Origin of the sequence: uncultured Castellaniella sp., from assembly GCF_937988725.1 — a bacterium.
In the GTDB taxonomy this organism is placed as follows: domain Bacteria; phylum Pseudomonadota; class Gammaproteobacteria; order Burkholderiales; family Burkholderiaceae_B; genus Castellaniella.
Genome location: NZ_CALKHS010000006.1, coordinates 25,703 through 45,319 on the forward strand (window position 1 = coordinate 25,703; position 19,617 = coordinate 45,319).

Here is a 19,617-nt window from a genome sequence, read left to right on the forward strand (position 1 = left end):
GGCCCCTCGCCGGTCAGACGCCCTCAGACTTCGGGCACGAGCCCCCTGCCCAGGATCTCGACATGAGACAGCCGTTCGTTCAGGAAGTCCAGAAACGCGCGCGTGCGCGCCGGCATCATGCGGGACGGGAACAGGGCGACCATCGGGATCGCCTCGAAGGACCACGCCGGCAGCACCCGGACCAGATCCTGCTGGTGTTGATTGGCGCGCACGGACAGCGGCACGATGCCCACGTGATGCACGGCCATGTGCCGCAGCATCAGCACGTGATTCATGGCGATCCGCCCGCCGACCCGGACCTGGCGCTCATCCCCCTCGGTCGAAAACAGTTTCCACACGGAGTCCTCGCGGCTGGCGCTGGCGCGCAGGCACTGATGCCCGGCCAGGTCGGCGGGATCCCCGGGAATGCCGTGCCGGCGCAGGTATTCCGGAGACGCATACAGCCCCAGGGACAAAGTCCCCAGGCGCCGCGACACGATGCCGGAATCTGGCTGGCGCGAGGCCCGGATCACGACATCGAAGCCGTCGGCCTGCAAGTCGATCTTGCGCACGCTCAGGTCGTATTCGCAATCGATCTCGGGATAGCGGCGGGAAAATTCGGGCAGGGCTTCCTGCAGAAAGGCCAGCGCCAGGCTGGACGGCAGCGAGACCTTGAGATGACCGCGCGGCTGCTGGGCATCGTCCATCAGTGCCTCGTGCGCAATGCGGGCCTCCTCGACGATATGCCTGCAGCGCGCGAAGTAGGCCGCCCCCGCCTCGGTCAGCGCGACCTTGCGCGTGGTGCGGTTCAGCAGGCGCACCCCGATGGAGCTTTCCAGCTGCGAGATGCGCCGCGAAATGGTCGAGGCCGGCATCCCCAGCGCTTCGCCCGCGCGCGTGAAACCCTGGCTGCGGGCCACTTCGACAAACAGCTCAATATCGTTCAGGGACGGGGACATGGGATGCAATCCACAAAAGCGAACGGGCCGTCGGGCAATCGGGAGAAGGCGGCCGATTGTCGATAAAAATGGAAAGCTGAATTCGCATTGCCCCAGTTTATCGCAGCGCAGCAAAAGCGCACACTGTTTCCAACAGAGCAGGACACGAATCACCCAGCGGAAAGCCCGTGAACGTCCTGCTTTGACACACCCTAAACGTGAAGGAAACCATCATGAAAGTCGCTACCGCCGCCTCCATCGCCGTTCTGTCCCTGGGCCTCGCCTCCGCCGGCATCGCTCAGGCCGATCAGACCAACTACCCGGAAATCGTGACGCCCAGCACCCAGACCCGCGCGGAAGTCGTCCAGGCGCTGCGCGTGGCGCAGTCCCAGGGGCTGGTCACCGTGGGCGAGCAAGCCGATTATCCCCAGCTGCAATCCGAAGGCCCGGCGCTGACCCGCGCCCAGGTCCTGAATGAACTGCACGAAGCCGAGAGCGCCGGCCTGTTCTTCATCGGGAACAGCATGCAGTATCCCCAAACGATGTAATCACGGTTTCGAACCCTCGAACCGGAAAAGCCCGCCGCGCACGATGCGCGGCGGGCTTTTTTCGCGCTTCGCGCAGCCCCCGAATCCCCCTGAAAGGCCGGCCTTCCGCGTTCCTCCGCCCGGCGGACCGGCTACCGTAATCCCGCATTGACAGATTCTTGCCCACGGCAGGAAACTGATTCCGCTTCTCCGGAAAGGGATGTTCGTTTCCGCTAGCACCGGTTGTTTTCGAGATTCATCTCGCATGCGCCGCTAGACACGACGCACGTCCATCAGACGTACCAGAGGAGGATTCACATGAATGACAATCACAGCAACAGCGGTGCAGTCAGCCGCCGCACCTTGCTGAAAGCCGCCGGAGCAGCGGGCGTCGCTGCCCTGGCTTCCCCCCGGATCATCCTGGCGCAAGGCGAACAGCCCGTCAAGCTGGGGGTCGACAATCCGCTCACCGGCACCTACGCCATCACGGGCCGCAACGAACTTCACGGCATGGAACTCGCCGTCGAGGAAATCAACGCCAAAGGCGGCATCCTGGGCCGGCCGGCCAAGCTCATCGTCGAAGACTCCACCAGCGGCGACGCCGGGGTCGCCGTGCAGAAAGCCCGCAAGCTCATCGACAAGGACAAAGTCGATTTCCTGGTCGGCAACGTCAATTCCGGCCTGACCATGGCCATGTCCGCCGTCGCCTATGAAAAAGGCGTCTTCATGATGGACCCCGGCGGGCACGCCGACCCCATCACGGGCAGCGAATGCCACTGGAACGTCTACCAGGTCGATCCGTCCACCACCCTGCTGGTCAACGCCATCGCGCCGTCCCTGGTCAAGCGCTTCGGCAAGAAATTCTATTTCCTGGTGCCCGACTACGCCTTCGGCCACGGCCTGCTCGACGCCTACAAGGTCAATCTGCAGAAACTGGGCGCCACCAACCTGGGCGCCGACCTGATCCCCCTGGGCACGACCGAATACTCGTCCTACCTGATCAAGGCGCAGGCGGCCAACCCCGACGTCATCGTGATCCTGCAAAACGGCGAGGACCAGACCAACGTGCTCAAGCAGGCCGTGCAGTTCGGCCTGGACAAGCGCTTCCACATCGCCGGGGCCAACATCGAACTGGAAACCCTGGAAGCCCTGCCCCCCACCGCGCGCATCGGCAACTGGGTCATCGAGTGGTACTGGAACCAGCCCGACGTTCCCCACGTCAAGGAATTCACCGACGCCATCATGAAGAAGACCGGGCGCGTCCCCACGGCGCGCACCTGGTTCGGCCACACCGCCATCCATGCCTGCGCCCTGGCCGCCAACACGGCCAAATCCCTGGAGGCCGTGAAAATGGCCCGCGCGCTCAACGGCCTGACGCTGCCGCCGGAAGTCGCCCTGCAGCCGCACCCGGCCACGTTCCGGGCTGACCAGCATTTGCTCATCGGCACGCTGTGGGCCGGCCACGCGCAGGAAAAAGGCGACGCCGGCGCGGACGATCTCTTCAAGATCGACGAAGTCATCGAAAGCAAGACGATCGCACCCACCGTCGCGGAGACCGGGTGCAAGATGACCTGGCCCGCCTAGGCGCGCCCATGCGCTGCACATCAGGCGGCCCGACGCGGATCTCACGGCGGCCGGGCCGCCCGACGACTCTCTCTGACCACGACGCATCAGGGTTTCGCATCACCCGGCAGGGGGCTGTTTCGCTCAACGGAGGCACCACGTGACCCAACTGGTCCTTTTCAACGTATTCAACGGACTGGTGATCGGGGCGTTCTACGCCCTGATGGCGCTGGGCCTGTCGCTGATCATCAACCTGACCAACGTCATCAATTTCGCCCATGGCGGGTTCCTGGCCCTGGGCGCCTACATCGCCTACACCCTGCAGCCTTACCTGGGCTTCTGGGGCGCCCTGATCGTGTCGCCCTTCCTGACGGCCCTGATCGGGATCCTCGTGGAACGCGTGCTGATCCGTCCGCTGTATGCCCGCGATCCGCTCTACAGCCTGCTGCTGACCTTCGGCCTGGCCTACGTGCTGCAGGACTCCGTGCGCTACATCTGGGGCGCCCAGGGCCTGCCGATCCAGGTTCCCGCCGCGCTGCAATCCTCGCTCAGCCCCACGCTCTTCTTCCTGACCGGCTACCGGGTGTTCATGGTGGCCCTGGTGGCCATCGCCGTCATCGTCCTGTTTCTCATCCTCAAGAAGACGCGCCTGGGCATGCGCATCCGCGCCGGCACCCTGGACCTGGAAATGGTCTCGGCCCTGGGGGTGGACGTGCGCATCCTGCGCAACCTGAACTTCGGCCTGGGCATCTTCTTCGCCGGCCTGGCGGGCGTCCTGGCCGCCGGCATGCTGGGCCTGACGCCCACGATCGGCGACCAGCTGATCATGCCCAGCTTCGTCGCCGTCATCGTCGGCGGGCTGGGCAGCCTGATCGGGACCCTGTTCGGCGGGCTGCTCATCGGGATCGCCGCGGGAGTCGTCACCGTGTTCTACCCCTCCGCATCCGAGGCCACGATCTACGTGATGATGGCTCTGGTGCTGTTGATCCGGCCGCACGGCCTGTTCGGTGAAGAAGGCGGGACCAAACTGTGAACAACGCTACCGTCAACAAATCGATCAGCCTGATCGTCGTCTGGGCCATCTTGCTGACCCTGCCCACCTGGATCGGCTCCGTCGGCGGCTACACCGACCTGGCCTCCCGCGTCCTCATCATCGGCCTGGCGGCCATGTCCACCAACCTGCTGGTCGGGCATTCGGGCGTGATGGCCTTCGGGCACGCCGCGTACTTCGGGCTCAGCGCCTACGGCACCGGCCTGATCATCAAGTACCTCGTGCCCAGCACGCCCCTGGGATTCCTGGTCGGCGTCCTGACGGGGACGCTGGGCGGCGCCATCATCGGCTACCTGCTGGCGAAGCTGCGCGGCATCTATTTCGCGCTGGCCACCATCGCCTTCGGCCAGGTGTTCTACTTCATCGCCTTCCGCTGGAACTCGGTCACGGGCGGCGACAACGGCCTGACCTTCCAGCGGCAGCCCATCGATCTGGGCTTCGCGCAGATCGACCTCGCCTCCAGCCTGGTGTTCTATTACACGGCCCTGGTGGTATTCGCCGTGTGCGCGGCGCTGATGGCGGTCCTGCTGCGCTCGCCCTTCGGCCACACCCTGCTCGCCATGCGCGAAAACGAACGGCGGGCGCGCTTCCTGGGCATCCCCGTCAACCGCCACCTGTGGCTGGCCTACACCGCCTCCTGCGTCTTCGTAGCCTGCGCCGGGTCCCTGTACGGCATGCTGAACAACTTCGTCAGCCCCCACAACCTGCACTGGACACAGTCCGGCGACTTCGTGCTGATGGCGGTCATCGGCGGCATGCGTTCCTTCTGGGGGCCGCTGCTGGGGGCGGCCATCTTCGTCGTGCTGCAGGACTACCTGTCCAGCATCACCGACAGCTGGATGTTCTTCATCGGGATGATCTTCGTTCTGGTCGTGCTGTTCATCCCCCGCGGCATCGTCGGGCTGTTGCAGAGAAAAACATCATGAGCTTGCTCGAAGTCCACAACGTCACCCAGCGCTTCGGCGAGCTGGCGGCCGTCAATCAGGTGTCGCTGAACGTCGAGGAAGGCGAACTGCACGCCATCATCGGACCCAACGGGGCCGGGAAAACGACGTTCTTCAACATGATCAGCGGCTTCTACCGCCCCACCAGCGGCCGCATCGTCTTCAACGGCAGCGACGTGACCGATCTGCCGCCCTACGCGCGGGTGGGCCTGGGCATGGCGCGCACCTTCCAGATCACCGAGGTCTTCCCCGAACTGAGCGTGCGCGACAACCTGCGCATCGCCGTCGAAATCACGCAGGGGCTGCGGACGAAGCTGTTCTCCACCCGCAGGCAGTCGGCCCTGACCGAGGCGCGGGTGGACGAACTGCTGGACACCGGCGGACTGACGGCCAACGCCGACCGCCACGTCGGCGAACTGTCGCACGGCGACCAGCGGTCCACGGAAATCATGATGGCGCTGGCCCTGCAGCCCACGCTGCTGCTGCTCGACGAGCCGGCCGCGGGCATGGGCAGCCAGGAAACCTACGACACCGCCGTCCTGATCCGCAAGCTGCATCGCACCAAGAAACTCACCATCGTCCTGGTGGAACACGACATGCGGGTGATCTTCAATCTGGCGGACCGCATCACGGTGCTGACGGAAGGCGAAGTGCTGGAGGTGGGAACGCCCGCCGAAATCGCCGCCAGCGAGAAGGTCCAGGTCGCCTATCTGGGGGAAAAACGTGAAGGCTCTTGAAGTTCAGCAACTGCACACCTACTACGGCAAGAGCCACATCCTGCAAGGGATCGACCTGGAAGTGCAGGAAGGCGAACTCGTCACCCTGCTGGGGCGCAACGGGGCCGGAAAATCCACCACCCTGCGCAGCATCATGGGCCTGACACCCGCGCGCGACGGCCACATCCGGGTCTTCGGCGCGGAATCCACCCGCATGACGCCCTTCCGGATCGCCCGGCTGGGCGTCGGGCTGGTCCCCGAAGGCCGCCGCGTCTTCGCCAACCTGACGGTGGACGAGAACCTGAAGGTTCCCGTGGACCGCCCGGGGCACTGGAACATCCCGCGCATCTACCAGCTCTTTCCCCGGCTGGAAGAACGCAAGCGCCACAAGGGCAAGCAGCTGTCGGGGGGCGAGCAGGAAATGCTGTCCATCGCCCGGGTGCTGCTGCTCAACCCGCGGCTGCTGCTGCTCGACGAGCCCTCGCAGGGCCTGGCGCCCCTGATCGTCAAGAACGTGTTCGACGTCATCGTCGCCGCCCGGAACGCCGGCACCTCCGTGCTGCTGATCGAACAGAACGTGCGCGCCGCCATCGAAGTGGCGGACCGCGCCTACGTCCTGGACCGGGGCCAGATCACCCACACGGGCTCCGCCGCCGAGTTCGGCCAGGACGAACAGCGCGTGCAGGAACTCGCGGGGGCCAGCGCCCAGAAATGGGATTTCCCGGATGATTGAAGCGGGCGCGGAGAACCGTCCGCCCCGATGACGAAGCCCCGGTCGCCTCAGCCCAGCGCCGTATCCAGGAACATCATCACGGCGAACCCCGCCATCAGGCCCACGGTGGCCGCCGTCTGGTGCCCGTTGCGATGGGTTTCGGGGATCACCTCGTGGGACACCACGAAGATCATGGCGCCGGCGGCGATCCCCAGACTGACGGGATAGGCGATCGGCAGGCCGCTGGCCATGCCAACCCCGACCAGCGCGCCCAGGGGCTCCATCAGCCCCGAAGCGACCGCCACCCCGACGGCGGGCTTCATGCCCAGGCCGACCGCCCGCAAGGCCAGGGCCACGGCCAGGCCTTCCGGGATATCCTGGATGGCGATCGCCATGGTCAAGGGCAGGCCGACCGACAGATCGCCTTGCGCGAAGCCGACCCCGATGGCCATGCCTTCGGGCAGATTGTGCAAAATGATGGCCAGCACGAAGAGCCAGACCCGGCCGATCCGGTCGACCGCCGGGCCCTGCGGGCCGGCGCTTTCGTGGGCATGGGGCGTGAAGTAATCCAGCCCCAGCATCAGCAGCACCCCCAGGCCCAGTCCCACGGCGACCGTGAAGGCCGCCCCCATGCCGCTGCCCAGCAAAGCGCGGGCCGCATCCAGTCCCGGCAGGATCAGCGAGAACGAAGCCGCCGCCAGCATCATCCCGGCGGCGAAGCCCAGCATGCAGTCCTGGGCACGCGTCTCGACCCGGCGCAGCACCAGCGCCCCCAGGGCGCCCAGCGCGGTGGCCCCGAAGCCTGCCAGGCCGCCCAGCACCGCATAGCCCACGTGGCCGCGATTCTCGCCCGAAAAGGACTCCAGCCCGCTGTCGAGCAGCAGCCAGGCCACGACCAGCAGCGCCACCAGCAGGCCCGCGGCGGGAACCCGGTGTTCCAGCGCCTGCCGGCGCCAGGAGGTCAGCATCGAAACGGTCATCCATTTCCCCTTGAGAACCTTGGCGGCCATGGTTGAAGATATGTTAGCTGATGACGCCGCGCATCCACGACGCGCGACGAAGCGCCTGGCGAAACGCGAGGATCGGGGACAGTGCGAAGGGGGATGGTGGGCGGTACAAGGTTCGAACTTGTGACCCCTGCCGTGTGAAGGCAGGATTTTGCTGTTTCCTGATGTCCTTCTGTGTAATTTACCATTTATTTTTCAATGACTTATGTTTTAACCTGTCCGCTATAATACTTCGAAGTACGCAATGGTTTTGCGTACTTGTTGCGTACAAACAGGGGATAAAAAAACATGGCCAGCAGCATCGACAGCGTTGCAGCACGCAGCAAGCTGAAGGCACGCCGCGACGCCTATTGGCATAGGGTTGCTGCGGGCTGCTATGTCGGCTTTCGCAAGACCACCAGTGACAGCATCGGAAACTGGGTTGGCCGTTACTGGGATGACGCTCAGCGCAAGCAACACTTCAACTCTTTTGGCCCGCTGGACGAGCACCCGCCTGGCGCCCGGTTCGACAAAGCCGTTGAACTTGCTCGCGCATGGTTTGCCCATCTCGGCATGGGAGGCCTCTCAAAGGCCTATACCGTTGCCGACGCCTGCTCTGCCTACACAAAACACATCAGGGCAGAAAAGGGCGACAAGGCAGCCAACGATGCCCAAGGGCGCTTCGCCCGGTGGGTAGACCAGACTCCCCTGGCCAAGGTGGAACTGGCCAAGCTCAAGCGCGACCACATCCGAACCTTTCGCAAATCCTTGAGATCCGCACCTGTCATCGTTGCTGGACAAGAGCGCGAGCGGGCACCGGATACGATCAACCGCGACATGTCTCCCGTGCGTGCAGCCTTGAACCTGGCTTTTGCCGATGGCAAGATCACATCGGACTTTGCATGGCGAGAGGATCTCAAGCCGATCAAAAACGCCTCCCGCCGCCGGGAGCTGTACCTGGATCGCAAGCAACGGCGCAAGCTCATTGATCACGCCCCACCGGAGATCGCACCGTTTCTGCAGTGCCTCAGCGTGCTGCCCCTGCGCCCAGGGGCCTTGGCTGCACTCCAGGTTGCGGACTTTAATGCCCGATTAAAGGCCATCCGTATCGGCCAAGACAAGGCGGCAGCAGACCGTCGCATCAGTCTGCCTGACGCTATTGTGGAAATATTGAAGCCCCTTGCCAAAGGTCGTGCTGGCAGTGCGCCCTTACTGGCCCGTCCCGATGGGACAGCTTGGAACAAGGATGCCTGGAAATGGCCCATCAAAGAAGCAGCTCACGCTGCTGGCTTGTCGCCTGAGGTATCCGCCTACACCCTGCGGCACTCGACCATTACCGACCTGGTCGTCAGCGGCCTGGATCTACTGACCGTTGCCAAAATCAGCGGTACGTCCGTCGCCATGATTGAAAAGCACTACGGTCATTTGCGCCAAACTGCGGCTGCTGATGCTCTGGCAGGCCTGGTGCTGTAAGGCATCCACGCAGCCAGTAACGGCTACCAGCGCTGACGGGCTAGAATGGACTGCATCGGGATCAACATTAGCACCACAGGAGGCCGCCATGACTTACGCCGATTGGATGCTCATTCTGGCTTTTACACCCATCATGTCTGTTGGCGCCGCCGCGCTGTTCTTCGGCAGCGACTACGCCCAAAAACGCTGGAACGCCGACGAATACTACAAGCGCACAAACGAGCCGCGCATTGTGATCGAGTGCGATTATCGGACCCGTATCGATACCTAGCCAGTGTTGATGGGCATAATGTGGGCAAGGTACCCAAGCTGATCAAGATTATCAAGATTTCAACCTAGCCATCGCGAATATCTTCCCTTGTATGACCATCTATCGCCTCGACAACGACGCGCTGACTGAGCTGCCTCAAACCTCTTTCGGCAACCTTGGTTTGAAAGAGCGCACCGATATTCAGCGGATACTGCGGGAGCATGTCCATATCATCGCTACGGACACCATGGTGCTGGCGGAAGAATATGGCGACTGGGAAGACAGCCGGCGGCGCATTGACTTGCTGGGCCTGACCAAAGAAGCCCAACTGGTGGTCATCGAACTCAAGCGTACTGAAGACGGTGGCCACATGGAACTCCAGGCTTTGCGCTATGCGGCAATGGTGTCAACCATGACATTCCGGCAAGCCGTCGAAGCCCATCAGTCTTATCTAGCCAAAAACGGCCAACCTGCAGAGTCGGCGGAGGAACGCATCCGCGAATTCTTGGAGGATGCGGCCGACGAGCCCACGCTGGACGATCAGGTCAAGATCGTACTGGCCAGTGCCGACTTTTCCAAGGAGATCACCTCTTCGGTGCTATGGCTGAACGAACAAGGCCTGGATATCACCTGCGTCCGCCTGCGCCCCCATGCTGCGGGTGACAGCATCTTCCTGGACATCCAACAAGTTATCCCGCTCCCTGAGGCATCCGAGTTTCAAGTCGCCATTCGGGAAAAGAACCGTGAGCGTGACGTCGCCCAGACTTCGAACAAGGACTACACGAAGTACTGTGTGACCACACCAGCCGGACAATTCACACCATTGAATAAACGCGGCGTGATCCTGAAGGTCGTTCAGGCGGCCATCGAGTTGGGGCTTACACCGGAACAGCTGATGGCTACAGTCTCAAAACGCGGCCATCGATTGTTCATCTCACTAGCAGGTCAACACACAGCCCAGGAAATTGCTGCGGCGAACGGCAAGGACGAGGACCGCTTCTTCAGTAAGGACGAAGAGGTGTTTTTCGTTGGTGGAAACAGCTATCTGCTGATGAACCAGTGGAGCAAAGTACCAACTGAGCGCGCACTGGCCGAGATCATGTCAATCCTGCCTGAAGGGCACGGGATCAGCTACCAAGCTCTAGGTTGAGTCCTGCTCCGTACAGGATCAAGCCCAGTGACACGAAAGCTGGACTATGCTTGACCGCATGCGGCCCGTGCCGTATGATTGCACTCAATATGCCCGACGCCTCTGCACTCTGTGTACGCGTCGGTTCTCATTTGTACGCCAGGCTTGCCCACGGCGTACTGTCTTTCCAACCGGCAACTAGCCCCATGTCGCTGACCGACAACAGGCCATCCGGAAACTGCGGAAATCCGTTCTCCAGAAGTTCCGCCAGACGCTGTCCCCAGGTCGAATTCGGGCAGATTACGCTCAGCAGCTGCCGCATTAGGCACAGGTAGAAAAACGGGCGAGCATCGCTCAGATCTGCCGGCCAGCCTGCCGGTATTGGAGATCGTTCGACAACGTTGATGTTCCACAACCGACTGTGGTGTGCAGAGACATTGCGGATGAAGTTCAAGCTGCGCAACCACTGTGCAAATGCAATGCCGTCCGGTGCTCCGTATATCTTGGCTATCTGATCCTGATCTGCACGCTTCATGCCAGCAAACAGTTTGGAAAGAAGCCCAAAGTCCCAGATCTCCACAGCGACCCAGATAGGCAACTGGCCGTAATGCTGCATGTGATGTGAGATAAATGGCTCCTTGCGAGCGCGGTGGAGCAAACCCTGGTATTTCGTCAGCCAGATCTGATGTTTTGTCTTGCCCTTGTCCGGCCCGTAAGCAATGACCTTTTTCGTAAAATTTCCATGCAAGCAGGCTGGGTTTTCGTGTGCGGCGGGGTCACGCTGCCCAAGCAGGTACGCGATATCTACACGCACCGCCATTTCTATACGTTCCAGTGCGTCCATTGCCAATAAACGCAGCTTTTTGTCGAAAACATACAACTGGACCACATGCTCGAAGCGACTGCCAGGCATGAAAGTGTCCCGTCGGATCGGCGTACTCTGCGCCTGCGATGCCGCCACATCAATTTCCCGTAGCGGATACCAATATCCGCTCAAACGGTAGTAGCCCAGCCGCTCCAGGTAATCCAGAGCAGCAGCTGGAGCATCCACTTGCAAGCCGCGAGCTTCCAGTTGACGTAGCTGATCCTCGAACGACAGCCAGGGCTTGAGCGGTTTCAACTTATGAGTCTCCCATTTCATTTTCGGCGGCACACATACCCAGCCCCAGCGCCTACCGGTAGGCAGCGCTTTGCATGGCGCGAAGAACAGCCAATACATCCTGAAAACCTTCAGGGCTATCCAGCAGGGTATCCGGCAGTCCGTGCCCAAGAGCCGGGTTGGGAGAGTTCAGCCATTGCAGCAGCCAAGCATCCGGATCAAACCCCTCCAGGGAGCCAGACTCACCCACAATCCGAACCAATTCAGTACGGAGCGCCTCAAGTTGCGAGTCGTGAGGAGGGCGAAAATTTAGCATGCTAAATTTTCCCGCAAAAAATTTCCGCTTGACCAGACCCTCTGCATGCACGCCACATGACACTCGCGAAGAGTCCCCCAGGTGCTATCCATCATGGCGCCGGCACCAGTTTCGCAGCATTAGGATCGTAGATGTAGCCAGTAATGCTGCCATCCTTGATACGCGCAACAGCCTCATCAATGACAAACAACGGTACCAGAAACCACTCCTCGGGCTGCACAGGATGACCAAAGCGGTCATTAATAGTGATGTTCAGCCGTGCGGGCGCAAACAACCGGTGCAACAAGCGCTCCAGCCGCGTGCGATTGATCCCGGCCAGCTTGTAGGTCGCCACCACATCAACCCGCGCCAACAGGTAGGTGGAATCGTGCTCGGCATTGGCGATACGCGTCTCCACCCGGCCACCAGTGACACCAATCTTGTGGATCAAGTCTCGATTCTGTGCAACATAAGGATGATCGGACAGGGAGCGCAGGACATAGATCGTGCCGCTTTCGACATCATCAGCATCGAGCTCGCCCCCGAAAGAAAGTTGCCCGCTCTCGGGCGAAACCAACCGCCGCGCAGCGGGGTCGTCATAGAACGCACGCTGGAGCGAACGCAGCAGCAGATTGCTTTCGGTACCGTTCGAGAAAATGAGGCGCAGACGACGATCCACCTCCCCTGCGGTCGTTTTCAGCGGCTCGCCCTCGTCGGCGACATAGAGCATGACGCCATCCAGTACAAAAAAGTCCCCTGCTTCGACTGCCCGGTTTCCCGCTTCTATGGGCTGAGCTTGGCGTAAGCCGGTCCTGACTTCCGTTTGCACGCGTTCAAACAGGGGCTTGAACGCCTCGAAATCCTCACAAGGCTTACGATCTGCGATTTCCTCGGCCGCACGCTTTTCAGCGCTAGTGCGAACGTGACGCAGGACCGTAATATCGCCCGTGCCGGCGACATCTCCCAGTTCGGCAGCCAGTTCGTCGACGCCGATCGCTGAGTCCTCTGGAGCAGCACCGGCGGGGGCACCTGTCAACAAGCCCTGATGGTCCAGCGGTTCAAGCAAAGCACGGCAGTCCGGGAGCGCGCGCAGGCGGTCCAACCGCACCGCATACAGGCGCTCGAATATGTCGCGGTCTTCGCCATGCCGCGGCGCATGCCCGTGCTGCTCGGTAAAACGTTGGATTTCCTCGAAACCGGCGATGACGCGCTCCTCACTGGCTGGGCGTCCTTTTTTCTTCTCAGGTGGTGCGAACTCGCCCAGTTCTGCAGCCAGATCGTCCAGATCCGCTTTACGCATAGCGCCCCTCAGCCCGAAAGCGCATGAAGGCAGCTGCGCCTTCGGCCAGGTGTTTTTCCCAGGCGTCCTGCGCCGTCACGGATGGTGCCCGCCCACGCTCGCGCTTGAACTCGACCGCACGCTTGGCAATGGCCATGGCATCTTCAGGTGTGATCGACGTACGCTTGGCCGTGATGACCGCCGCCACCTGCTTCAAGCTGTCCTCGCTCATGGTCTTGGCCAGGATCGCGTAGGCCTCCCCAAAAGGGTTGATACGGTCGATCAGGTCGATATCCAATTCACGTACGTCCATTGCAAAACGACGCACGCCGTCAATCAGACCTGTGTTGAGTGAACCTTCGCTCTCTCCCTCAGTGACCAGCCGCTTGGCCTGCTGCGTCAGATTGAGCGCCGCAATAGCATGCTGACGGACAGCCTCTTGGTCTTCAGCGTCCAGATCAGGGTACTTGTCCTTGATGATCTTGCCCATGCGGACCTGCGTCAGCTCTTCGGGCACCAGTTCTTCGTCGAACAGGCCGCGCTCCAGGGTCGGCTTGTCCTGCACAAACGCCGCGATGACTTCGTTCAAGTCTTCTTGGCAAATACGCACCGCCTCTTTGCTTTTGGGCTCGGCGATGCCCTTGATTTCGACCTGGTAAGTCCCCGCCTGCTCATTGATGCCGAAATTGCAGCGATCCGTGTCATAGCCGCCCTCGCCATAGTCGAAGCCTGGTGTCGGGCCGCTGTCGGGGTTCTTGGGCTTGAATTCGAAACGTGGGGCCAGCACCTGCTCCATCAACAGGCTGGCTGCAATCGCCTTCAAGGTATCGTTGACGGCCTCTGTGACGGCCTCTTCAGTCGCATCAACGGCGGCGATCAAGTTGGTGAACCGTGCGCAAGTCTTGCCCGGCGCATCGCGGGTGGCCCGGCCGATGATCTGCACAATTTCGGTCAGACTCGCACGGTAACCCACGGTCAGCGCATGTTCGCACCAAATCCAGTCGAAGCCTTCCTTGGCCATGCCCAAGGCGACGATGATGTCCACGTAGTCACGATCCGCGTTCATGGCAGGCGCACGCAGGCTCTCTTGCACCCTGGCCTGGTGGTCGGGATCGACCAAGTCGGCCACTCGCAGCACGCTGCCATCCGGGCGTTTGACCAACTGAAAGCCGGTGGCAGCATCGACCCCTTGCCATTCGCCTAGCGCCCAGATGATGTTTTCTACCTCGCGGATCTTGTCCTTCGTGCTTTCGCGGGAATTGACGCTGGGGATATGAATGATGGTCTTCTCGGCAGGATCTAGGACGCTGAGAATGTCATCCACATACGGCCCGCTGTAGAAAAAATAGCCGATGTTGAGCTGCTTGAGGTATTTGTAGCCGTTGAGCTGCTCGTAGTAGGTATAGGTGACGGTATCGAACTTCGACTCGTCCGACGGCGCCAATACAGCCTCGGCGTCGCCCCGGAAGTAGGAGCCGGTCATGGCGACGATGTGCGTCTTGCCACGCTCCAGAAACTGCCCAAGATACAGGCCAAGCTTGTTGTCGGAGTTGGCCGACACATGGTGGAACTCGTCGATTGCAATCAAGCGATCGTCGAATGCCTCGACACCGTAGGCCTCGACCGCGAAGCGGAAGGTCGCGTGGGTACAGACCAGCACCTTGTCATCACCTTCGAGGAACGCGCCCAGCGACTTCACCTTGCCGCCATTGTCGGTACCAGGGGCATTGCACAGATTCCACTTGGGCTCGACGTGCCAGTCGGCCCAGAAGCCGTACTCTGACAGCGGTTCGTCGTCGAAACTGGCCCCGATGGACCTTTCCGGCACCACAATGATGGCCTGCCTGACGCCCTGATTTTCGAGCTTGTCCAACGCCACAAACATCAGCGCGCGGCTCTTGCCCGAGGCTGGCGGCGACTTGATGAGCAAATACTGCTCGCCCCGCTTCTCGTAGACTCGCTCCTGCATAGGCCGCATCCCAAGCGCGTTGGCCTTGGTCGAGGCGCCATTGCGCGCATAGTTGACAGAGACAGACGGAACTGCGCGTTGCGTGATGGGGTTATCGGTCATGACTCATCATCCGTATGGGCTGCACCTGCAACCGTTGTGCAGGGTCTTTCAACTGTGTCAGCAGTACCAAATTATGGCCCCAGGGCAATTGTCCAACCGCTTGTTGGACAATTTGCTCGTCCGGCCAAGCCGCCGCGAACGCCCGCATGTACATCAGGTTGGCGCGGGAAAAGCCCTTCACGTCCGCCAGCCAGCCCGCATGGCCTTCAGGCTGCGGCGTCAATTTGACGAGTTTATCGCTCATGCATTGGCTCCCGCTTTGCGCTTCTTGCCCTTCGTGGCTGGGCCATTTGCAGCAGTCATCTTAGTGTAGAGACCGAACAACTTTTCCAGCCGCTCGGTGTCGTTCTTGAAGCGTCGACCAATGTAGATGCGCTCCAGCACTTCGTCGTTGCGGTCATGGGCGGCACGGAGGTCAGCAGGCATCTTCTCGGGATCGTAGAGATCGGCAATCGTGGCCGGGAAGTGATGCTCGCGTGCCAGCAGGATGTCCTCGGCGCAACGCGTGAGGTCGGCTTTGTTCTTCTCGGTTAACGGTGGAACTGGAAAAGTGTTGTAGACAACCGTATTCCCATATCGCGTCCCATTTCCAAGCCGGCCAGCAATAGTGTCGGCCCATACGCGATGCAACGTAGACACTATGATTGCGAAGGCGTCGAGTCGAGCCCCATAAATTGTGAACGCATTGTGATTGGACACATAGCCTGCCGCCCTCAAGTCCGCAGGGACGAACGGCAGGGTGTTACCAATCGTGTTCCCTATGTGGATGAAGTTTCGGTTCTCAAATGTCGAGTAGCAGAATGCGTAGGGGCGGCGCGCAGCCTTCCTTGCATCCCGTCCGGCCCCTTCTCGATACACCCTACAACTATTAACAACCTCCTTCAGTGACTCCAAAGCAAGGGCAGCGTGAACATCAGACTCGTCTATCCAGACGCACCACCGATGCACTCCCGACAACATTTCCTGCGTCCCACCATAAGGACGGATGAATCTCCGGGCAGCAGGTGTCTGTAAGACGATTCGCTCAACTTCCGCTCTTTCAAGAATGAGCCGCTTTCCATCAACTGCGTTGCTTCCCATCTTCATTTGGGGCAACTCGCTAATCGGAACATCGACGGGAGAGCAATAGACATTTGGACCAGCGATCAAGTAAGGCGAGATGTTGTCGCAGACTTGAACTTTATCCTCGAAGAACAGGTGCCTTGCTCCGGTGACAGAAGACGACAGGCCAACGATGGTGCACCAAACGCCTGCATTGTTCGCCGCAGAGTTCGCCCACTTGAAGGGGCGATACGCGAACTGGATTGCGGCTTTCTGAAGAATGATCGGCCACAACAGAGCAACTTGTTCACCCTGACTGATCGAGCTCGTCGAGACCAATGCCATGCCACACTTCGTCTTCTCGATAACGTCGAGTCCCTTGACAATGAATGACGTGACATAGTCGAGAAGCTGGAGATTACCAAGACCGACAGCAACCATGTCCTCGGACTGTGCTTTCGACTTCTTCTTAGCTCCCAAGTAAGGCGGGTTTCCGCAGATATACGTTTCGCCACCTTCGTTCTCAAAGTCGATCTCGGCTTGATCGAGTGGAGTCTCGAACAGGTCATCCGCCTGCACCTTCACGTCGGTTCCCGTCGGCGGGCAAATATTCAACCAGTCCAGCCGCAGAGCGTTGCCGCAGGTGATCCAGTTCTCGTTGCGCAAGGGCAGGAACTCGGCCAGGGCCAACTTCTGCCCCCGATACAGCACGTCGCACTGATACTCGGCGATGACCAACGCCAGACGCGCAATCTCTGCCGGAAAGTCACGCAGCTCGATCCCACGAAAATTGGTGAGCGGGATCTCCGACGCACGATCCACTTCACCCCGCCTCCGGTTGATCTCGGCCTCGACAGCACGCATTTCCTTGTACGCAATGACCAGAAAATTGCCTGAACCGCAGGCCGGATCGAAAACCCTGATCCTGACGATGCGCTTGCGCAGATTGAGCAAGGTGCGCGGGTTGTCACCCGCCTCCTCCAACTTGGCGCGCAGATCGTCGAGAAACAGCGGGTTCAGCACCTTCAGGATGTTGGGAACGCTGGTGTAATGCATTCCCAGCTGACCGCGCTCTTCGTCCTCGGCAACAGCCTGGATCATCGAGCCGAAGATGTCGGGGTTGATCTTGGTCCAATCCAGCCCGCCAACATGCAGCAGGTAAGACCGAGCAATCTTGCTAAATTGCGGTACGTCCTCACTGCCAGAGAACAAGGCTCCGTTGACGTAGGGGAAGTCTTCGGCCCATCGGGGGATCTTCGCTGTAGCCCGATCCTCGCGTTTGGTGTTCATGGCACAAAACAGCGTTGCGATGACTTCGTGCGTGTTGGACGAGTCCCTGGCGCTCATCTGGGCGATGGTGTCGGTGAAACGCCCTTTGCCAATAAAGATGTCAGTGTCCTCGGCAAAGAAGCAGAAGATCAACCGCGCCATGAACTTGTTCATGTCATGACGACGCTCTGCAGTGCCCCATTCCGGGTTGTCTTTCAGCAATTCAACGTACAGACGGTTCAGGCGGCTGGTGGCCCGGATGTCAAAGGCGTTCTCGCTGATCTGACGGACGGTGCTGATACCTGCCAACGGCAGGAAGAAGCCAAAGTGATCCGGAAAGTCCTTGAAGGCGCAAGCCACGGTCTCGCCGCTGCTCAGCTCTTCGGCTTCAAAGTCCGTACCGTCGGTGGCCAGGATGAACTTGGCTTTCGCCTTGGTCGTCGCTGGACTGGCTTTGAGGGCAGTCAAGGTTTGCGTCACGCACCCCGTGTCGCAAGTCAGAATATGGATGTTGTTTGTCTGAAGCACGCCGCCCAGGTCGGACTTGTTCGATGCGCCAGCACGCAGGCGTTTGATGGTCGTAGTCTTGTTACCGAAGGCCTCCAGGAAGGCATAGGGGAACTCAGCAGAGTCGAAAGGCTGCTCCGCCAGATCAGTGATGGCTTGTTCAATTTCTACGGCGTTCATGGGCGCACAGACACCCCGCCGCTATTGTTTTGTGTGGCAACCATTCTCTACCCTGTCATTTTTCCGCTTCTCATGGCCCGACGATAACGCAGCCACAGGTCGGTCAAGTTTACTACTGGGCCCGCAAAAGCCAGCCGATAGCCTATCGGACGGGCACCCCCCCCCATTGCTTGGCATCATTGACCGACCGCAACCAACTACTCACATCCCAACTACTATCTACAGGATATCGACATCGATATCCAACATAGAAATTGGAGCATCGAGATCTGGACAACAGTTTCCGGCATCCGGCATATAAACCCTACATTGTGGGATATCGATATCAAGATCCCACACGAAACCTCATTTCGAAACCTAGTTGTTGATCACTTCGTTATTCGATACCCCACAATGTAGGATATAACCTCCCATATCCCACATAGAATGACGCAGCAAGCGCACGTCAATCGACCAATTCGCGTAAACACTCGAGAGCATCCGACATTGTGAGATATAGGCATCAATATCCCACATCGTCAGCAGAAAGATGAGTTCACCGGCCATGCTCACCGCAACCGACGTTAATATCGACAACAAAAAGTGCAAGGGCGGTAGTTTTGATGCACTTATTGACATCAAACCATCGGCTTGCCATGCTGGTTACTCCGTTTAACCATGTTGAACAAATAGCCATGGAAATCACACTGCGTAAGTACGGCAATAGCACGGTTGTCGTACTACCCCCTGCACTACTCAAAGAGCTTGATATCGCCGCTGGCCAGCCCATGACCTTGGACACCACAACCGATGGCAAGATCGTCTTATCCAAGAAAACCAAATACACACTGGAAGACTTAGTTGCTCAATGCGATATGCGTGCACCCAAGGCTTCTGATATCGAGATCTGGGACGCTGCCAAGGCGATTGGCACTGAGCTGTGGTGAACAAGCCCCAGGGGCAGTCGTCGAAAACACCCCGCGACGATCCCTATATCTTGAGGCAACCAGTCATGAAAGGTGCAAGGACGGTAGTTTTGATGCACCTTTCCCAAGATCGCCTGTCAGAAACAACACGAATAAAGGAAGGGACCCGTCGGAGCAAACCGCTATCCCGATAAGTATTATTATCGGGAGTGTGTATTTTTGTCAGAACATATTTATACCGAAAATGGAGCGGACCTAAGCTCTTGACTGGATGATCAGAGGATGACTGCTGTCGACCCATTGCTGCCTGTCAGGCTGATGATTCAGACCACTGCGGGTTCCACACAGTTTCACATAGGTGTCCGCCGGGATCCTGGAAGTAGCCCGAGTACCCGCCCCAGAATGTGTCATGTGCTGGCTTGACGATGGCAGCGCCGGCCGAGGCCGCTCTAGACATGACTTCATCAACTTCGGCTTTTGAGGATACGTTGTGACCTAAAGTCATTTCGGTCGGATTAGCCATGCCTGCTGTGAGTCCTGTGTCGTGGGAGATACTCGATCTTGGCCAGAGCGCAAGGCGAAGACCGGGTTGAAGGTTGATAAATACAACAGCCCCATGCTCGAACTCTTTACCTACGATACCTTCAGTGGACTTGCCCCCGTAACACCGGACACCCGATCACCCTTGGGTTAGTAATTCCTG

Annotated in this window: 17 protein-coding genes and 2 pseudogenes; 10 read left to right on the top strand and 9 right to left on the bottom strand. The window is 59.9% G+C overall.

From position 1 onward, the window contains the following. Window positions 1-23: 23 nt before the first annotated feature. Entirely contained in the window at window positions 24-938 is a 915-nt protein-coding gene (locus tag Q0263_RS05910; RefSeq protein WP_298014285.1) for a LysR family transcriptional regulator, read from the bottom strand. A gap of 212 nt (window positions 939-1,150) precedes the next feature. On the opposite strand from Q0263_RS05910, the gene Q0263_RS05915 reads away from it, so the two are divergent. The 6 genes from Q0263_RS05915 to Q0263_RS05940 all read left to right on the top strand — a co-directional run bounded on the left by Q0263_RS05915 (window position 1,151) and on the right by Q0263_RS05940 (window position 6,451). Continuing rightward, on the top strand, window positions 1,151-1,465 hold the full coding sequence (locus tag Q0263_RS05915; RefSeq protein ID WP_298014288.1) for a DUF4148 domain-containing protein: 315 nt from the start codon (window positions 1,151-1,153) through the stop codon (window positions 1,463-1,465). Window positions 1,466-1,762: 297 nt separating this feature from the next. After that, a complete protein-coding gene (locus tag Q0263_RS05920) occupies window positions 1,763-3,028 on the top strand; it encodes an ABC transporter substrate-binding protein (protein WP_298014290.1) in 1,266 nt (421 codons plus the stop codon). Window positions 3,029-3,167: 139 nt separating this feature from the next. Further along, window positions 3,168-4,040, top strand: a complete 873-nt coding sequence (locus tag Q0263_RS05925) for a branched-chain amino acid ABC transporter permease (protein ID WP_298014293.1) — start codon at window positions 3,168-3,170, stop codon at window positions 4,038-4,040. Beyond that, entirely contained in the window at window positions 4,037-4,984 is a 948-nt protein-coding gene (locus Q0263_RS05930) for a branched-chain amino acid ABC transporter permease (protein ID WP_298014296.1), read from the top strand. Before Q0263_RS05925 ends, Q0263_RS05930 begins: the two co-directional genes overlap by 4 nt. Further along, a complete protein-coding gene (locus tag Q0263_RS05935) occupies window positions 4,981-5,739 on the top strand; it encodes an ABC transporter ATP-binding protein (protein WP_298014298.1) in 759 nt (252 codons plus the stop codon). Before Q0263_RS05930 ends, Q0263_RS05935 begins: the two co-directional genes overlap by 4 nt. After that, window positions 5,726-6,451: an ABC transporter ATP-binding protein gene (locus tag Q0263_RS05940; RefSeq protein ID WP_298014300.1), complete on the top strand. Its 726-nt coding sequence runs from the start codon at window positions 5,726-5,728 to the stop codon at window positions 6,449-6,451. Before Q0263_RS05935 ends, Q0263_RS05940 begins: the two co-directional genes overlap by 14 nt. Before the next feature lie 47 nt (window positions 6,452-6,498). On the opposite strand, the gene Q0263_RS05945 is transcribed toward Q0263_RS05940, so the two are convergent. Further along, window positions 6,499-7,410, bottom strand: coding sequence for a ZIP family metal transporter (locus Q0263_RS05945; RefSeq protein WP_298014303.1), 912 nt, complete (start codon window positions 7,408-7,410; stop codon window positions 6,499-6,501). A 315-nt stretch (window positions 7,411-7,725) separates the two neighbouring features. On the opposite strand from Q0263_RS05945, the gene Q0263_RS05950 reads away from it, so the two are divergent. From Q0263_RS05950 to Q0263_RS05960, 3 genes are all read left to right on the top strand, one after another. Further along, the gene (locus tag Q0263_RS05950) at window positions 7,726-8,889 is read left to right on the top strand and encodes a tyrosine-type recombinase/integrase (protein ID WP_298014306.1); all 1,164 of its coding nucleotides are present in this window, start codon (window positions 7,726-7,728) and stop codon (window positions 8,887-8,889) included. An 88-nt stretch (window positions 8,890-8,977) separates the two neighbouring features. Next, entirely contained in the window at window positions 8,978-9,160 is a 183-nt protein-coding gene (locus Q0263_RS05955) for a hypothetical protein (protein ID WP_298014308.1), read from the top strand. A gap of 91 nt (window positions 9,161-9,251) precedes the next feature. Further along, window positions 9,252-10,289, top strand: a complete 1,038-nt coding sequence (locus tag Q0263_RS05960) for an oxidoreductase (RefSeq protein ID WP_298014310.1) — start codon at window positions 9,252-9,254, stop codon at window positions 10,287-10,289. 127 nt (window positions 10,290-10,416) lie between these two features. On the opposite strand, the gene Q0263_RS05965 is transcribed toward Q0263_RS05960, so the two are convergent. The 6 genes and pseudogenes from Q0263_RS05965 to Q0263_RS05990 form a co-directional block, all read right to left on the bottom strand. Then, a complete protein-coding gene (locus tag Q0263_RS05965) occupies window positions 10,417-11,388 on the bottom strand; it encodes an Abi family protein (RefSeq protein ID WP_298014313.1) in 972 nt (323 codons plus the stop codon). Between the two features lie 52 nt (window positions 11,389-11,440). Beyond that, a complete protein-coding gene (locus tag Q0263_RS05970) occupies window positions 11,441-11,683 on the bottom strand; it encodes an MbcA/ParS/Xre antitoxin family protein (RefSeq protein WP_298014316.1) in 243 nt (80 codons plus the stop codon). Window positions 11,684-11,774: 91 nt separating this feature from the next. Next, the gene (locus Q0263_RS05975; protein WP_298014319.1) at window positions 11,775-12,962 is read right to left on the bottom strand and encodes a GIY-YIG nuclease family protein; all 1,188 of its coding nucleotides are present in this window, start codon (window positions 12,960-12,962) and stop codon (window positions 11,775-11,777) included. Further along, entirely contained in the window at window positions 12,955-15,012 is a 2,058-nt protein-coding gene (locus Q0263_RS05980) for a DEAD/DEAH box helicase (protein ID WP_298014322.1), read from the bottom strand. Before Q0263_RS05980 ends, Q0263_RS05975 begins: the two co-directional genes overlap by 8 nt. A gap of 28 nt (window positions 15,013-15,040) precedes the next feature. Then, window positions 15,041-15,256: pseudogene (locus Q0263_RS05985) on the bottom strand (DUF1016 N-terminal domain-containing protein); the annotation flags it as partial. Beyond that, window positions 15,253-18,009: a DNA methyltransferase gene (locus Q0263_RS05990; protein ID WP_298014324.1), complete on the bottom strand. Its 2,757-nt coding sequence runs from the start codon at window positions 18,007-18,009 to the stop codon at window positions 15,253-15,255. The gene Q0263_RS05990 and the pseudogene Q0263_RS05985, both read right to left, overlap by 4 nt. Window positions 18,010-18,683: 674 nt before the next feature. Between Q0263_RS05990 and Q0263_RS05995 the strand changes: the two genes are divergently transcribed. Beyond that, complete coding sequence (locus Q0263_RS05995) at window positions 18,684-18,935, top strand: AbrB/MazE/SpoVT family DNA-binding domain-containing protein (RefSeq protein ID WP_298014327.1); 252 nt, start codon at window positions 18,684-18,686, stop codon at window positions 18,933-18,935. A 289-nt stretch (window positions 18,936-19,224) separates the two neighbouring features. Here the strand turns inward: Q0263_RS05995 and Q0263_RS06000 are convergent. Beyond that, window positions 19,225-19,563: pseudogene (locus Q0263_RS06000) on the bottom strand (VOC family protein); the annotation flags it as partial. Window positions 19,564-19,617: the final 54 nt, after the last annotated feature.

Bases quoted from the DNA above. Each gene is read 5' to 3' on its own strand.
- Q0263_RS05960 (WP_298014310.1), top strand. From the start codon at position 9,252: ATGACCATCTATCGCCTCGACAACGACGCGCTGACTGAGCTGCCTCAA.
- Q0263_RS05950 (WP_298014306.1), top strand. From the start codon at position 7,726: ATGGCCAGCAGCATCGACAGCGTTGCAGCACGCAGCAAGCTGAAGGCA.
- Q0263_RS05955 (WP_298014308.1), top strand. From the start codon at position 8,978: ATGACTTACGCCGATTGGATGCTCATTCTGGCTTTTACACCCATCATG.
- Q0263_RS05920 (WP_298014290.1), top strand. From the start codon at position 1,763: ATGAATGACAATCACAGCAACAGCGGTGCAGTCAGCCGCCGCACCTTG.
- Q0263_RS05990 (WP_298014324.1), bottom strand. From the start codon at position 18,009: ATGAACGCCGTAGAAATTGAACAAGCCATCACTGATCTGGCGGAGCAG.
- Q0263_RS05945 (WP_298014303.1), bottom strand. From the start codon at position 7,410: ATGACCGTTTCGATGCTGACCTCCTGGCGCCGGCAGGCGCTGGAACAC.
- Q0263_RS05975 (WP_298014319.1), bottom strand. From the start codon at position 12,962: ATGCGTAAAGCGGATCTGGACGATCTGGCTGCAGAACTGGGCGAGTTC.
- Q0263_RS05935 (WP_298014298.1), top strand. From the start codon at position 4,981: ATGAGCTTGCTCGAAGTCCACAACGTCACCCAGCGCTTCGGCGAGCTG.
- Q0263_RS05995 (WP_298014327.1), top strand. From the start codon at position 18,684: ATGGAAATCACACTGCGTAAGTACGGCAATAGCACGGTTGTCGTACTA.
- Q0263_RS05980 (WP_298014322.1), bottom strand. From the start codon at position 15,012: ATGACCGATAACCCCATCACGCAACGCGCAGTTCCGTCTGTCTCTGTC.
- Q0263_RS05915 (WP_298014288.1), top strand. From the start codon at position 1,151: ATGAAAGTCGCTACCGCCGCCTCCATCGCCGTTCTGTCCCTGGGCCTC.
- Q0263_RS05970 (WP_298014316.1), bottom strand. From the start codon at position 11,683: ATGCTAAATTTTCGCCCTCCTCACGACTCGCAACTTGAGGCGCTCCGT.
- Q0263_RS05910 (WP_298014285.1), bottom strand. From the start codon at position 938: ATGTCCCCGTCCCTGAACGATATTGAGCTGTTTGTCGAAGTGGCCCGC.